The 15,650-nt window shown below is 55.1% G+C and carries 17 protein-coding genes; all 17 read left to right on the plus strand.

All coding sequences use genetic code 11. The features are described 5' to 3' along the window. Positions 1-8 precede the first annotated feature (8 nt). Positions 9-497 (plus strand): type II secretion system protein, encoded by a 489-nt coding sequence (locus tag C7459_RS19030; RefSeq protein WP_211320429.1) that lies wholly within the window; start codon positions 9-11, stop codon positions 495-497. Positions 498-641: 144 nt separating this feature from the next. Beyond that, positions 642-1,400, plus strand: coding sequence for a prepilin peptidase (locus C7459_RS19035; RefSeq protein WP_109690869.1), 759 nt, complete (start codon positions 642-644; stop codon positions 1,398-1,400). 21 nt (positions 1,401-1,421) lie between these two features. Continuing rightward, the gene (locus tag C7459_RS19040; protein ID WP_109690870.1) at positions 1,422-1,871 is read left to right on the plus strand and encodes a PilW family protein; all 450 of its coding nucleotides are present in this window, start codon (positions 1,422-1,424) and stop codon (positions 1,869-1,871) included. Continuing rightward, entirely contained in the window at positions 1,871-2,368 is a 498-nt protein-coding gene (locus C7459_RS19045; protein ID WP_109690871.1) for a PilW family protein, read from the plus strand. The genes C7459_RS19040 and C7459_RS19045 overlap by 1 nt, the downstream gene beginning before the upstream one ends. 1 nt (position 2,369) lies before the next feature. Then, the gene (locus C7459_RS19050; RefSeq protein ID WP_109690872.1) at positions 2,370-2,780 is read left to right on the plus strand and encodes a hypothetical protein; all 411 of its coding nucleotides are present in this window, start codon (positions 2,370-2,372) and stop codon (positions 2,778-2,780) included. A 23-nt stretch (positions 2,781-2,803) separates the two neighbouring features. Next, positions 2,804-3,847, plus strand: a complete 1,044-nt coding sequence (gene pilM, locus C7459_RS19055) for a type IV pilus biogenesis protein PilM (protein WP_109690873.1) — start codon at positions 2,804-2,806, stop codon at positions 3,845-3,847. A gap of 1 nt (position 3,848) precedes the next feature. Then, positions 3,849-4,400 (plus strand): hypothetical protein, encoded by a 552-nt coding sequence (locus C7459_RS19060; RefSeq protein ID WP_109690874.1) that lies wholly within the window; start codon positions 3,849-3,851, stop codon positions 4,398-4,400. Between the two features lie 17 nt (positions 4,401-4,417). Next, positions 4,418-5,911, plus strand: a complete 1,494-nt coding sequence (locus C7459_RS19065) for a hypothetical protein (RefSeq protein WP_109690875.1) — start codon at positions 4,418-4,420, stop codon at positions 5,909-5,911. Positions 5,912-6,054: 143 nt separating this feature from the next. Further along, entirely contained in the window at positions 6,055-7,035 is a 981-nt protein-coding gene (locus C7459_RS19070) for a resuscitation-promoting factor (RefSeq protein WP_109690876.1), read from the plus strand. Positions 7,036-7,184: 149 nt separating this feature from the next. Next, positions 7,185-8,120 carry a hypothetical protein gene (locus C7459_RS19075; RefSeq protein WP_109690877.1) on the plus strand — a complete coding sequence of 312 codons (936 nt, stop codon included), beginning with the start codon at positions 7,185-7,187 and terminating at the stop codon, positions 8,118-8,120. Positions 8,121-8,227: 107 nt separating this feature from the next. Further along, a complete protein-coding gene (aspA, locus tag C7459_RS19080; RefSeq protein WP_109690878.1) occupies positions 8,228-9,646 on the plus strand; it encodes an aspartate ammonia-lyase in 1,419 nt (472 codons plus the stop codon). 152 nt (positions 9,647-9,798) lie between these two features. Continuing rightward, positions 9,799-10,389, plus strand: coding sequence for a Maf family protein (locus tag C7459_RS19085; RefSeq protein ID WP_109690879.1), 591 nt, complete (start codon positions 9,799-9,801; stop codon positions 10,387-10,389). A gap of 14 nt (positions 10,390-10,403) precedes the next feature. Then, the gene (gene radC / locus C7459_RS19090; protein ID WP_281272791.1) at positions 10,404-11,096 is read left to right on the plus strand and encodes a RadC family protein; all 693 of its coding nucleotides are present in this window, start codon (positions 10,404-10,406) and stop codon (positions 11,094-11,096) included. An 80-nt stretch (positions 11,097-11,176) separates the two neighbouring features. Then, a complete protein-coding gene (locus C7459_RS19095; RefSeq protein WP_109690881.1) occupies positions 11,177-12,211 on the plus strand; it encodes a rod shape-determining protein in 1,035 nt (344 codons plus the stop codon). A gap of 45 nt (positions 12,212-12,256) precedes the next feature. After that, positions 12,257-13,120 (plus strand): rod shape-determining protein MreC, encoded by an 864-nt coding sequence (gene mreC, locus C7459_RS19100; protein WP_109690882.1) that lies wholly within the window; start codon positions 12,257-12,259, stop codon positions 13,118-13,120. 12 nt (positions 13,121-13,132) lie between these two features. Continuing rightward, entirely contained in the window at positions 13,133-13,642 is a 510-nt protein-coding gene (gene mreD, locus C7459_RS19105; protein ID WP_109690883.1) for a rod shape-determining protein MreD, read from the plus strand. Positions 13,643-13,682: 40 nt separating this feature from the next. Beyond that, a complete protein-coding gene (locus C7459_RS19110) occupies positions 13,683-15,593 on the plus strand; it encodes a peptidoglycan D,D-transpeptidase FtsI family protein (protein WP_146201052.1) in 1,911 nt (636 codons plus the stop codon). Positions 15,594-15,650 lie beyond the last annotated feature (57 nt).

The raw sequence follows: 15,650 nt of genomic DNA on the forward strand, positions 1-15,650 counted from the left end.
AGAATTTCATGGCACTGCTTCGAAAACTTGTGAACAAGCTCAAGGAAGAAAGAGGCGTCACCCTGATCGAGTTGCTGGCTGTCATCGTCATCCTGGGCATCATCGCGGCGATCGGCATCCCCTCGATTCTGAACAGCCGACAGGACGCAGAAAAATCGACCGGCAACGCCAACGCGCAAACGCTGAGCGAAGTGGCCCACCGTCTGGTCATCTCAGGGGAGAAGTATGTAGCAACCAAATCGGAGGACAAAGACGATGTGCAATTCGACTTCAAGGAAGTCCTGACCAAGTCCGGTCTGACGGTAGATGACACGAAACTCAATGAAAGCACGTTCAGCTATGCTGCAGATGGTGGTACGTACACGCTGGACCCCACGGAGGGCACCGTCACGTACAAGCACGATGACGGGGACGCGGCCAAGGCGGAAAGCACGGATACGACCACAGACGGTTCTGACGACACGGGCGGCGCGGATGATAGTGGAGATGAGCAGTAAGTGTAAAAAGGTAGTACGAGGTGCTACTGGTTGACGCAAGACAGCAACTCGGTTTGGTAGGCTTTGCTAAGTTCTTCTACATCAAGATCATACCCGGCACTGCGTGGACAGGATTGTCCACGCAGTTGCTATAGGTGAGGCGCTATGGAAAACATCGTGTTTTGGAGCTACTTGTTTGTTGTGTTTTTGTTTCTGGGTTCCTTTTTGAACGTGCTCGCCTTGCGCACCTTGGAGGGCACATCGGTGTGGAACCCGCGCTATTCGCACTGCCCGTCCTGTGCCACGCGACTGACAGGGCGAGACCTCGTGCCGATCCTCTCGTGGCTGGTTCTGCGCGGACGGTGTAGGACTTGTCAACACCCGATCTCCTGGCTCTACCCGTTGGGAGAGATGGCAACGGCGGTGTTGCTGACGTTTGTTGTCGTACATGGTGGCTGGAACCCGGAGACGGGTGCTGTCGTAGTCCTTTTTACAATCCTCATCACCGTTACGCTGACCGATTTACGGGCACAGTTGATCCCGAACCGCATCACGTTCCCGGCGATGGCCTTGCTGTTGCTGGTGCGCTTGTTTTTGCACCCGGAACCTGTGTGGGTCTATCTGCTGGGCTTTCTCGTCGGAGGTGGACTGTTGACGCTGCTCGCCATGGTGCCCAACGGTATGGGCGGAGGAGATGTGAAGCTTTTTGCAGTCATCGGGCTCGGAGTGGGATGGAAACTGGTGTTGTTCGCGCTGTTTTTCTCCTGCGTGTGGGGCACGGTGATCGGGTTGCCGCTGAAATGGACCGGACGACTTCAAGCTCGTCAAGCGATCCCTTTTGCACCGTTTATCCTGCTGGGAACGCTGACCGCTTGGGCCTTTGGTCAGCCCGTATGGAACGTGTATCGGACGCTTTTTCTATAAATCGGAGAGGAGGTCGTGCGAATGGGACAGGCCTGGAAAAACGAACGCGGTATGACGCTGCTTGAAATGATGGCGGCGGTCGTCATCTTGGTGCTGGTCGCCATCCCGTTGACGAGCATTGGCACGACCGTCTACCGATGGTACAAGGAAGACGAGCAGAAAAATCGAGGCGTTCTCGTCGCGGAGCAACGGATTCTGGAAGTTAAAAACGAACTCGAACAGACCGGCTATACATCCACTGAAGAGAGCGAGTCCGTGGAGTATGACGAACCAGACAACCTGCAAACGAAAGTCAAGATGTTCCCACAAGAGTTGCCAGCTTCCGACGGAACTCTGATCGCCTACAAGGATTTGGTCGTGGTTCAAGTCGAGGTGACCGGACCTGACTTGGCACAACCAAGCGAGCGCACGATCTTGACGACGCTGACGACGACCGTTCGGAAAAAGTCCGGGCTAGGAGGGACGCCGTAATGCTTGGCAAGGGGCCACACGCAAACGAACGCGGCGTGACGATGATCGAACTGCTCGTGGTGCTGGCGTTGATGGGGCTCGTGTTTGGAGCGGTGGCAGCGTTTTCCACCAGCACGATGACCAACTTTTACAGGACTTCACAAGGTTCCTTGAACCAGCAGGAAGCCACGTTGATCGTCAGTCAGTTGACACAGGACCTCCGGCGGCTCGACCCGACCGTGCAATGGGTGGAGTCGGCCGACCACAAATTCCACCTGCGAACGGCACGTGCCAACGACGTCAACCAAGAGTGGATCGAGGTCGCCTACGAACAGGATGGATCGCGGGTGTTGTACAGCACGGGGGACAATGTGACCGTGACCCTGACTGAGCACGGTCAAGTTGATGTCAAACAAACGGGCGATACCTTTGATGTCACCGTCACCGTAGGAGCGGATGACGATCCGAATCAAGCGAAGTTGACCACGACGGTTGCTCGCTACAACTGGGGGCGATAGGATGCGCGATGCGTGGAGAAATGAACGGGGCTCTGCACTGCTGCTGGTGCTCCTCGTGGTCACCGTGCTCGGGATGATGATCGGTGGTGTCACCCTCGCCGTGCACAATTCAGGGGAGGAATCGCTCAGGCATGAGCGGCAGGTACAGACCGAATTTCAGATGGAACAAGCGATGGAGATCGCGTTGTACATGCTATACAACCAGCCGGATCAGTTCGAAGCGACGTTCCGCAATCAATCGAAAACACCCTGCATGGTGATCCCACCAGACAACCCGGTGCAGGTCTGCTTGGAGACGACACAAGGCGAGCAAGGGCAGACGGCTGAATCGCTGGTCGTGCGCGCTGAGAAGCCGACGAGCGCGATTCGATACACCTTGCCTGACACGATCGATGCAGTACAAAGACCCTAGTTATATAGAAGAGAGGGAGTTTCATGCTCAGCATCACCTCCGAAACCGCGCTCGGAATCGAGATCAACGAACACCGCGTCTTGATCGCTGAAATACGCAAAAAAAACGGAACCTTCAGTCTGCAGAAGATCGTGCAGTCTTCGATTCCGCTCGGTGTGATGGTAGAAAGCAAGATCGTGCAGGTCGATACGCTGGCCAATGTTATCCGGGAGACGATGCGTCAAGGCAACATCCGCACCACCAAAGTTAATTTGGTGATCCCGAGCCAATACGTCGTCATCCGCCAACTGCAATTGCCCGATTTGTCAGAGGCGCAGTTGCGCAAAGTGATTCACTTCGAGTTGCAGAACAGCATCCACTTGCCATTTGAAGACCCGGTGTACGATTTTGTAAAAATCGGGGTTTCGCAGGTCGAAGCCGATCCACTGAATGGCGGCGAGATCAGTCGGATGGCCGATGTCGCGCTGATCGCTTCCTCTCGTGCTGTCATCGACCCGGTGGTGGAAGCGGCCAAGCGAGCCGGATTAAAACCCGCCAGCGTCGACATTCGTGCGCTGGCACTCTCACGGACCTGTTCGAAGCTGTGCCCGAGCATTGAACGGCGGATCACGATGTTTGTCGACATCGCCGAGGATTGGACGGACATCCACATTTTTGACGGCGAGGTGTTGAAGTTTACCCGCAATGTGCCCGTGCCGTTGGAGGACTACCGAATTGACCGCGAGTTGCCGAAACCGATGCATGTCTTGGAGATTCTCGAGTACTTCGAGACCAACACTGATTTTCGCTCGTTCACTAACGATCTGGCCTATGAAGTTGAGCGCTCGATGAACTTTTATCGCTATACGCTGAACAATCGAGAGGATGATTTGACCAACATCATCGTTTCCGGGGTGTTGCCCAAGACGGGGATCTTGCAAGCTTATCTGCAGGAGCGTTTCCTCAACATCACCACCGCGACGATGCCGCTGGAAGCGTTGCAATGGACTGAGGAGATTGAGCATTTGAAGGAGATCGTACACGAGTACGCGATTCCGATCGGCTTGGCGCTCAAGGAGGTGAAGTGACGTGGAGATCAACCTCCTGCCCAAGGAGTCCCCGGCCAAACGCTACCGCTTGCTGGGCATCCTCGCCGCTGCGGTGTTGCTGGTTGCTGGGACGGGCACGACGATCTACTCCTATGTATCTCTGGCAAGCACGTCCAATGAACTGCACGCCGAATTGAATCGAGTCAAGCAGGACAACACGGTGCTGGCAGCGGAGCGTACCGTGAACGCGGACACGCGCAAGTTCAAGACGCTGATGGGAGCGGTGGACAAGTTGATTTTTGATCAGAACAACTACACCGCGATGTTGGACAATCTGGCTTCGAAACTGTCGGAGAAAACGAAGGTGGAATTCCTCGACGTCGACACGAGCAAGCAAAAAATGGTGCTCAAGTTGCGCACCAATGAAGCAGGTCTGGTTGAGGAGTACGCGGAGCTGTTGCATAACGAGGTGTGGGTGGAGAACATCGTCATCACAAACATCGTGCAACTGGATGCCGCGAAGGAATCGGGTGGCGGATATTCGGCGCAGTTGGAGATCACGGTCAAAGCGCGCAAGGCACAGGAATTTTAGAGAGGAGGCCCTTCTGCATGAACATCAAAACGTGGAATCTGCGGCGGTGGGTCATCCTCTGCGTCGGTTTGTTGGTTCTTGTCGGTTCCTTGGTTGCATATTTTGGTTTTGTACCGAAAATGTACGAAGTCGACAGTCTGCGCAAGCAACTGCAGGCCGCGAAGACACAGCGAAAACAATTGATGGCGACAGCGCTGCCGACGAGCACGACCGATGAGCAAAAAAGGACGCTGGCCTTGTTGGTGCCAGCACAGTTGGAGCAGGCGCGCTTTTTGCAGGAATTGCATGGTGATGCCAAAGCATCAGGAACGGTCGTGAAGAGCATCTCATTTTACGACCCCAACGCAGAGACGGCAAAAGCAGCAGAGGCGAAAGTGTCGTCTAAAACGGCGTCTAAAACAACGACCAAACCTGCAGCAGAGCAGTTGCCGATGCAAACGTTCAATGGAAAGCTCTCGATTCAAGGAGACTACCAGCAGGTGCGAAAGTTTCTCGCGCAATTCTCGTCGATGACTCGCCTCGTCACATTTAACAAATGGACGCTCAAAGCCGAACAGCAGGACATCACCCCTGGTGTGAAGCTTAGCACAGGAACTGGTAAAGTAACCATCACGACTTCTGATGGCAGCAAAAACACAGGCAGCACGAAGACCCCAAGCAAAGTTAGCCCCACCAAAGAATCTACGGAAACCACGGGTGGAGATACTGGGGGGACAACGAGTGAAGGAACCGGAGGAACCACGGGTGACGACACTGGGGAAACCACGGTGGATAACACTGGAGGAACCACAGGTGACGACACTGGGGATACCACAGGTGATAACACTGGAGGAACTACAGGTGACGACACAGGAGGAACTACAGTTCCCCCCCTCACCACGACTGAGAATCCGTTCCAGGTTGGACTGCTAAAACTGCGGTCACAGCTCTCCGCCGCCTCGCTCACAGCCGACGAGATCCGCAAACAGCTCTCGGCCGACATCGCAAATGACAAATTGCTGAACGATCTAACACCGATTTTCTCCCAGACCGACTTCAGTCGCTACGCTGAGAATATCCGTGTCACCGTCCCTACGCTGACTAATCAGCACGAAAAAGACCTCGCGAACCTCCGCATTCAACAGGGGCTCAATCGGTATACCGCAGGTCTGATCGGCCAGAAGGAAGCGGAATCGGTTTTCGATCAAGAGATTGCACATCTCTTCATACCTGGCACCAATCCAAACATCCGCGATGTGCTCGGCATCCACTCTCCACAACCCCAGCCGACACCGCAGCCTGCGCCGCAACCAACACCGACGCCTAGCCAGCCGGTCACACCGTCACCGCTCCCGGTCTTCAATCAACCCATTTTGTCGAGCCTGAACAACCACATTTTCAAGACCGTTGTCAGCCTTGACATCGACTTTACTATCTACTATGCACCCCATGCGCTCGATCTCTTGCCGGCTCCGTCTCCTATCCATACCTATGATCCGACACGCCGCTCGAACCTCGTCGAATCGTGGTAATTTTCTGAAAGTGACAATTTCCCCCATTGCCAAGATGGAATTGTCGGGTTATACTAATTCCATCATTTGTCCAACAGGTAATGGGGGGTCTTTATTCCTAGTTCTTAGGGATTACGAACAAACAAATGAAACGAGGTGGTTGAGTGCGCAAGGTCAACCGAAAGTCGATCTATTGCCTGTCTGCCGCAGCAGTTGCATTGCTCATCGGGGGTTCGGCCACGGCCGCAACGGCCTACAAAACGATCTCCGTCGATGTCGATGGCAATAAGCAAACCGTCCAAGGGTTTGAGTTGGGAACGGTTGCCGATCTGCTGAAGAAGCAAGGAATTCAGGTAGGGAAAGATGACTTGGTGCAACCTACAGTGACGAAGGAACTTACTGACGGTACCCAAATTCTAGTAAAACACGCAAAAGCAATCGTCATACAAGATGGCACAAAAGACCCGGTCTCCGTCCACACGCTCGCCGACACCGTCGCCGACGTGCTCAAGGAACTTCAGATCACCCTGAATGAAGCCGATAAACTCAGTCTTACTGCAACAACCTCCATTGAAAGCGGACAGACGATCGCGATCACCCGTCGCACCCAAGAAGTCAAAGTCGCGGAAGAAGTAGTACCTTTTCAGACCGAACGCCAGCCAGATGCCGAACAATACACTGGCACAGAGAACGTGCTGACGCCCGGTGTGGAAGGGAAGGTCCAGATCACGACGACGGTTTACTATGAGAATGGTGAAGCCGTGGACCGCAAGGAAGATCGTAAGACCACCGCAGAGCCGGTCAACCAAGTGGTTGGTTTCGGAACTAAGCAGCGCCCGATTGTTGTGGCGTCCCGCAGCGGGGAAAACATGCAAGCTTCCAAGATGATGACGATGGCCGCTTCAGCTTACTCGATGCCAGGATCGCGCACCGCTACAGGCGGCGCCGCTGGTCAAGGTACCATCGCAGTTGATCCTAGTGTAATTCCGTTGGGAACGAGACTCTACATAGAGGGTTATGGATACGGAGTTGCTAGCGATGTAGGTGGAGCGATCAAGGGGAACCGAATTGACCTGCACTTTGATTCACAAGCTGCAGCGTTGCAATTCGGACGCAGAACGGTGCAAGTGTACGTGCTGAACTAAAGCTTTCTATACCTGTTAGACGATGCAATCCGCCGTTTGGTTACAGCCAAACTGGTGGTTTTTTTTTCTCTTTTTCCTGTCATAGATTTCTACGGTTTCTCATAGATTCTAGTACAAGAGTTCAGAGAGCCGAAGGAGTCGATGATGACATGGACCAGCCTAATCTCAACACGCAGCCGAACCGTCAGATGTCAGATCGTGAACATATCACCCCGAACCAAGACCGTTCGGGCATCCGCTTTCCCTCGCGCCACCTGCGCAACTTCAATCCGCGCCAAGCACTTGCCCTGCGCAGTGAACGGGCAGTTGGGGCAAAACCTGCTTACTTGCTACCCGCCCTGCTCGCCATCGTGACCGGCGTTGTGCTTGGGGTGCTGTTGCTCGTTTTGTTCAAAGACCAGTCTACCGAACCGACGATCACAACCATCCCCGCCACACCAGGTCAGGCCCGCAGCGGACCAGAGGTCAAAGGGGCCGCAGAACTCGCAGGCCAGTCGATGATCGTCTGGCAGTTGGGCTCCTTCCCAGATGCAGCCAAAGCAGCGCAAGCCCAGAAGGACTTCACCAACAAAGGGATTGCCAGTGTGATTCGCGGAACCGGTCCCTTTCAATTGTACGCCGCTGTCGCATCAGACAAAAAAACGGGAGCGGTGTTTGAAGCGGAACTCAACCAGCGCAAGGTCACTTTTTATGCGAAGGAGTTCAAGATTCCTGCGCGCCAAGGCTACATCGCCAACCTCAAGGATGCCGAAGCGCACGCTGTGGTGCAAGGTCTGCAAGCGGAAGCGAAACTCGGGCTCGACGCGATGGCGTTGCTGACCTCGGCCAAGCCCGATGCGGATAAACTCAGCGCCTTGAAGACGGCACTCACCCAGCAAAGCGCCGATCAAAAGTCATGGCATGCCCTGCTGCTAAAAGCAGGTCTGCAAGAGGAGGCGGCGCAATGCGACACCCTGCACAAGCAACTTGAGGCGGCGGTTGGTGCGCTCTCTGGCACTCCGAACTTGCTGGATGGGCAAGCGAAATTGACTGCGTTTTTCGTCGCCTATGAAACGTTCACCGAACAACTGATTTCGGTGCAGTAACAGAGCGATCCAGCACTCTGTCCACCGTGGACAGAGTGCTTTTTTGCAAAAGTGTGGTACAATAAACGGCAAGAATAGGATCGCGTTCCAAAAGGAGATGTCCCCTGATGACCGATGTGCGGATTGAAAAAGACTTGCTTGGAGCAAAAGAAGTCCCGAAAGCAGCCTACTATGGCATACAGACGTTGCGCGCAGTTGAAAACTTCCCGATTACCGGTATTCCACCACATGTGGAGATGATCAGAGCGCTCGCTGCTGTCAAAAAAGCGGCGGCAATCGCCAACATGGAAGTTGGCGTCTTGAAGCGTGAGATTGGCGAAGCGATCACGCAAGCGTCTGATGAAATTCTCGCAGGTCATCTCCATGATCAATTCATTGTAGATTCGATCCAAGGCGGCGCAGGCACCTCGATGAACATGAACGCCAATGAAGTCATCGCGAACCGTGCCATTGAGTTTCTCGGCGGCGAGCGTGGCCACTATATGCAATGCTCGCCGAACACACACGTCAACATGGCACAGTCCACCAACGATGTGTTCCCGACGGCGATTCGGATCGCTTCCTTGAACCTCGCCAAGGGCGTGATCGAGCAACTTGAACTGCTCCACCAAGCGTTTTCGCTGAAAGCGGTCGAGTTTGACCAAGTGATCAAGATGGGCCGCACACACTTGCAAGACGCTGTGCCGATCCGGATGGGGCAGGAATTCGAAGCGTATGCCCGCGTGATCGGTCGTGATGTCCAGCGCGTCAAGCGTTCCTTGGACAACCTTCGTGAGATCAACATGGGTGCGACGGCGGTCGGAACAGGTCTGAACGCCGACCCGCGCTACATCGTCAAAGTGACGGAGCACCTGCGTGTGATCACCGGTCTCGACTTGCAACGCGCGGAACATCTGGTGGATGCAACGCAGAACACCGATGCGTACACCGAAGTGTCGGGCGCCTTGAAGATCTGTGCAGTCAACCTCTCGAAGATCTGCAACGATCTGCGCTTGATGGCGTCTGGTCCGCGCACCGGCTTGGGCGAGTTGGAACTGCCGCCGCGTCAACCGGGGTCTTCGATCATGCCAGGCAAAGTCAACCCGGTCATGGCCGAAGTCGTCAACCAAGTGGCGTTCCAGATCATCGGCAACGATCACACGATCTCGCTGGCCTCTGAAGCGGGTCAGCTGGAGTTGAACGTGATGGAGCCCGTGCTGGTGTTCAACCTCCTGCAGTCGCTCTCGATTCTGCAAAATGCCTTGCAGGTTTTCCGCAAGTTCCTCGTGGAAGGGCTGAAAGCCAATGTCGAGCGCTGCCAAGAACTGGTGGAGAAAAGCGTCGGGATCGTCACGGCGATCAACCCGCACGTCGGCTACGAGACGGCGACCTCGATCGCCAAGGAAGCGATTCAGACCGGTCGTTCCGTGCGCGACATCTGCACCGAACGTGGTGTGCTAACCCCAGAGGAGCTCGATGTCATCCTGAATCCGTTCGAGATGACCAGCCCTGGAATCTCCGGTGCTAAACTGCTTTTTGGTGAGTAAAAACAAACTCCGCCCTCGCGAGGGCGGGTTTTTTCTTGTTCTGGACAGGGTGCATGATTCTCGGTAGAATGTACCAGTATGCGCAGATAGTTTTTCTCTTTTAGGACACACTACATAAAGCCAGATTTCCCAAAAATCGGAGGGCAACCACTATGCAGGAGCACCTGTTGATCTTGGCATCCGGTTCCCCGCGGCGCAAGGAGCTGCTCGGGAGCCTTGGACTGACGTTTGACATTCTGGTCAGTGAGGCGGACGAGTCTTTTGCGCCCGGACAGCCGCCCGTGGAAATCGTTCAGGAGTTGGCGTACAGAAAAGCAAGCGCCGTCGCGAATACTTTGAATGCCGGGCTTGTTTTGGGTGCGGACACAATCGTCGTCTGTGACGATGTCATCCTCGGCAAGCCGGAGGACGAAGGAGATGCCAAGCGGATCTTGCGGCTTTTGTCAGGTCGTTCTCACACGGTATACACGGGCATCGCGCTGGTGGAAGCAGGTGGAGAACACCGTGTCGTGCGCGATGTGCGAGGTACGACTGTGGTGATGAAGGCGCTGACCGACGAACAGATCGACGCCTATGTCGCCACTGGCGAGCCGATGGACAAAGCGGGCGCCTATGGCATTCAAGGCAAGGCCTCACAGTTCATCACCCGTATCGATGGTGACTACTTCAACGTGGTCGGTCTGCCAGTCTCGTTGGTCGCTGACCATCTCGCCACGTTTGGATGTAACGTCCTGCCGCGATGAGCGAAGCCTGCTACGTGGCTGCGTCGTCAGTGCTCGTGCGTGAAATTCCTCAGGAGGACCGTCCGCGTGAACGGTTGCGCCAAGTAGGCCCCGAGCAGATGAGCAACGCCGAACTGTTGGCGATTCTCTTGCGAACGGGTTCGCGCGGTCGTTCGGCGGTCGCCCTCGCCGAACAGATATTGAAACGGTTCGGCTCGATTCGCGATCTGCTCGAAGCCGATCTGGAAGAACTGACAGACATCCCCGGCGTCGGACTCGCCAAAGCTGCGCAAGTGAAGGCGGCGATTGAAGTCGGACGTCGGATTGCCCGGCTCTCCAACGTGTCACGGCCACGGATTCTCTCCGCCCAAGATGCGGCGGATTACATGATGGACAGGTTGCGGTTTCAGTTGAAGGAACACTTTGTGGCGTTGCATCTGGACGCCAAGCGTCGGCTGATCGGCGAAGAGATCGTCTCCGTCGGTTCGCTCGACAGCACGATCGCCCACCCGCGTGAGATCTTCAAGACGGCGATCAAGCGCAGTGCTTCGGCAATCATCTGCCTGCACAACCACCCGAGCGGTGACCCGACTCCAAGCTACGAAGACCTCGAAGTGACCCGCCGCCTCATTGAGTGTGGGCAGATCCTCGGCGTCGATGTGCTCGACCATATCGTGATCGGGTCGCATTCCTTTTGTAGCATGCGGGAAAAAGGCTGGTTAGACTAGGCATGACCAGTTGCTTCCTGTATAATAGTCAAGTGTTAACATAATAAGCCCTGTCACATGTCGGGAAGGAGTTAGGCTAGATGTTTAAAGGATTTTCAAGAGATATGGGCATTGACCTTGGTACGGCCAATACCCTCGTATATGTAAAAGGCAAAGGCATCATCATTCGCGAACCTTCCGTCGTAGCGACGCGCATCGACACCGGTGAGATCAAAGCAGTAGGTGAAGAGGCGAAGCAGATGATCGGCAGAACGCCGGGCAACATCGTGGCGATTCGTCCGATGAAGGATGGTGTCATCGCGGATTTCGACACCACAGCCACGATGCTCCGCCATTTCATTCGCCAAGCGATCAAGCAAAAAGGCTTCTGGTTGCCAGCACCGCGCGTCGTCGTGTGCGTTCCGTCCGGCATTACGGCGGTGGAAAAACGTGCAGTTGAGGACGCAGCTCGTGAAGCGGGCGCTCGTGACCCGATGACGATCGAAGAACCGATGGCGGCTGCGATCGGGGCGGGTCTGCCTGTTGGCGAACCGACCGGTTCGATGGTCGTCGATATCGGCGGCGGTACCACCGAAGTTGCGATCATTTCGCTCGGCGGGATCGTAACCTCCCGTTCGATCCGCGTTGCGGGTGATGAGATGGACGAAGCAATCATTCAGTACATCAAGAAGGCGTACAACCTGATGATCGGGGAGCGTACTTCCGAAGAACTGAAGCTCACGATCGGTTCGGCCATTCCGCCGGATAAGGAAGAGACGATGGACATCCGTGGTCGCGACCTCGTAACCGGTCTGCCGAAGACGCTGTCGATCACGGCGCAAGAGATCGCAGAAGCGTTGGCAGACACGGTCAACTCGATCGTCGAAGCGGTGAAGATCACGTTGGAAAAGTCCCCGCCAGAACTGGCGGCTGACATCATGGACCGCGGGATCGTTTTGACCGGCGGTGGTGCACTGTTGCGCAATCTCGACCGTCTGCTCTCTCGGGAGACTGGCATGCCGGTGCTCGTCGCGGAGAATCCGTTGGACTGCGTGGCGATCGGAACCGGCAAATCGCTGGACTACAGCCACATGTTCAAGTCCAACGACAACGGCAAAAAGCGCCGTGCTCGCTGATTCAGACGCTCAGCCAACCGGAACTGCAAAGGAAGTGGGTAACGGGTGACCCGTTTTTTTACAAGCAAACGGTTGATGGTGCTGCTGGCCAGCTTCATCTTGCTTGCCGCCTTGGTTGGGTTGACCTTGCGTGAACGCGAGAACCCGACATGGCCGGAAAAAATGCTTATCGATGCATTTGGATGGATGCAAGGGGCCGTCTATGCTCCGGTGCAACATGTGGCGGGCTTTTTCGAAGATATGCAGCACATCAAACAACTGTACGAAGAAAATGCCAAATTAAAGGCAAACCTCAACGACTATTCGTCGATGCGCGTTCGCATTCAGGGACTGGAGCAGGAGAACAAACGACTCAAAGAGGACTTAGGGCTGAAAAGCAACAGCGTGAGCGATCTGCAATTGATCGCCGCCAACGTGATCGGGCGTTCGCCGTCGACATGGAACTCGGAAGTCACCCTCGATGTCGGCACCAAGGACGGGGTTCAAAAAAACATGGCGGTGATCACAGCCAACCACGGTTTGGTTGGGCGTATCTATGAAGTGACGCCTTATCACGCCAAGGTGCTGTTGATCACAGACAAAGGCAAGATGGGCATCTCCGCCAAAGTGACCAGCGATGAGTTGGGGTACGGGATTCTCAATGGTTCCTCTGTTGATGTCTCCCAGACGAGCAAACCGATGCTGGAGATGTCTGGCATCAAGCTTGGGGCGGAGAAGGTCAAACTCGGCGATTCGGTCGTCACGTCGAATGTGTCCGATATCTTCCCACCTGGTCTGATCATCGGCAAGATCACCTCCATCGAAAACGACAAGCTCGGCCTCACCAAGATCGCCCAAGTTGAACCTGCGGCGAATCTTAACAACATGGACTTCCTCTATGTGGTGAATCAGGCCAAGACCGGTCAATAAGGAGGTCGGCCGATGCATCCCGTTTGGATCATGCTGACGATGATGGGCATGCTCGTCATCCAATCCACCGTCTTGCAAGTGCAACCGTTCTCGTTTATCGCACCGAACATCGTGTTGGTCATGCTCTTGTACGTCAGTCTCCTGCGCGGGCCGATGCTCGCGCTATACACAGGGTTGACGATCGGGCTCGTCCAAGACATTCTATTTGGTACGTACTTGGGTCCGCACGCCTTCACCTATGCGCTAATCTGCTACTTTGCGGGGTCGACATTCCGTTCTTATTGGGCGCGTCAGTTGATCATGGTCACATTGATCGTGATTGCCTACACGTTTCTGCAAGAGATGACTCTGTATGGGTTAGGTCGGTTGTTTGGGTTCCAGCGAATCGACATGATGGCAGCTGTGACACACAGTGTGCGCATGATGATCTGGAACGGTATCTTTGCGCTGATCCTGTATGTGCCGTCGGTGCGTTTGTTGGCGTCCGATCGTCGCAGTACGTTAGCAGACGAAACGCTGTAAGTCCTCGCTGAGATCTCCACTTCAGAAGGAGTTGCAGGACGTGTATCACTTCAACCAGAACTCGCTCGACGAAGAACTGAAAAAGGCCACGGGGAAACGCTTGAACTATTTGTTCGTGCTCGTCTTCGTGGCCTTAGCTATACTCATCGTCCGTCTAAGTTTTATCCAACTGGCTCAAGGCAGTGTGTATCTCCAGCGGGCGGAGACGAACCGCTACATCCAGCAATACGTTCCAGCACCACGCGGGCTGATCTACGACCGTGACCACAACGTGCTCGTCACGAACAAGCCGTCATTTGCCGTCCTGTACACCATCCTCAGCAAGGATGTGCAGGACCCGACCAAAATTGCCGGGATGTTGGCCCCCGTGTTGCATAAGCAGCCGGAGGAGATCCTCAACACGATGGATCTCAAAGGCCAGCATTACATGCTCTCGACAGCGCGCAAGCTCGTTTCGGATGCCGGCGACCAACAAGTCGCTTTTATCAAGGAACACCAAGTCGATCTCCCCGGTGTCAATGTGGTGGTGGAGCCGATCCGCCACTATGAGCGCAGCAATTTTGCCAGTCACATCCTCGGCTACCTGAACAACATCCCTGGCGACTTCTGGCAAACGCACAAGGACGAGTACCAGCAGTCTGATCAGATCGGATTCGCTGGCGTGGAGAAGCAGTACGAACAGTATCTTCACGGCAAGGCTGGCAAACTGCAGGTGGAGGTCAACATCTACAACCAACCGCTCCAAGACCAGCGCCTCGTCGAACCGATCAAAGGTCATGACTTGGTGCTCACCCTCGATTCCAACTTGCAGGCGGCAACGGAACGAGCGTTGGCGGAACGCGTAGAGAACTTGAAACGCACCGTCCGCACGGTACACAACGGTGCGGCGATCGCGATGAACCCCAAGACGGGGGAGATCCTCGCGATGGCGAGTTACCCCAGCTACGACCCGAACATCTGGATCAAGGGTGTCACAGAGAAGGAATACACCGAGCAGTTCGCACCTGCGGAGATGAACCGTGCCATTCAACAAGTCTATCAACCGGGCTCCACCGTCAAGATGGCGACCGAATTGATCGGATTCAAGGAAGGCACGATCCGACCGGGTTCGGTCATCTATGACCCAGGTCGGATTCAAGTCGGATACCTCCCGAATGGCAAGCCGAACTACATCAAGTCATGGAAATCGATCGGCTACGCAGATTCCTATCGAGCGCTCGCCGAATCCTCCAACGTGTACATGATCAGCTCCTTTTTGAAACTCGCAGGGTATCGCGAGGACATGCCGACAGCGCAGGTCAATGACTTTTTACATAACCGTTTGCCGGCAACGATGGACAAGGTGATGAACTACCACAAGGAATTCGGGATGGGACCTACCACGACGGGGATCGACTTGCCGTATGAAGCGGAGGGGCAGATCACGCGTGAAGGCTACGTGTCAGACATCGCCTTTGCCGCGATTGGGCAGACGGAGAACTACACGCTGCTCCAACTCGCGCAGTACGTCTCGACGATCGCCAACGACGGCAAACGCATGCAACCGCACGTCGTCAAGGAAATCATCCCACCCAGCGGAACCCCAGAAGTGATCCATCCGGTGTTGCAAAACACGCTCAGTTTCGCGCCGGAGCATCTGCATGCCGTGCAACAGGGCATGTACGATGTCACGAACAAGACCTATGGGACGTTCTACTCGGTATTTGGCAGGTACCCGGTGAAGATCGCGGGGAAAACGGGCACGGCAGAGACGGGGAGAGGCACGGAACACTCGTTATTTGTCGGGTACGCCCCCTATAACAACCCGCAGATCGCCATCGCGATCCTCATCCCGGACAACGTTCGCGATGGGCACTCCTCAGACACGCTTGGGCCGCTCGCCCGGACGATGTTCGATGCGTATTTCCACTACCAGACGTCTACGCTCCAGAGGCATCAGAAAAAGCCATAGCTGGCAAACCCAACCGACTCTGGTAACAGAGTCGGTTTTTCATCACATTTTTCTAAG

Origin of the sequence: Tumebacillus permanentifrigoris (assembly GCF_003148565.1) — a bacterium.
Classification (GTDB): Bacteria; Bacillota; Bacilli; order Tumebacillales; family Tumebacillaceae; genus Tumebacillus; species Tumebacillus permanentifrigoris.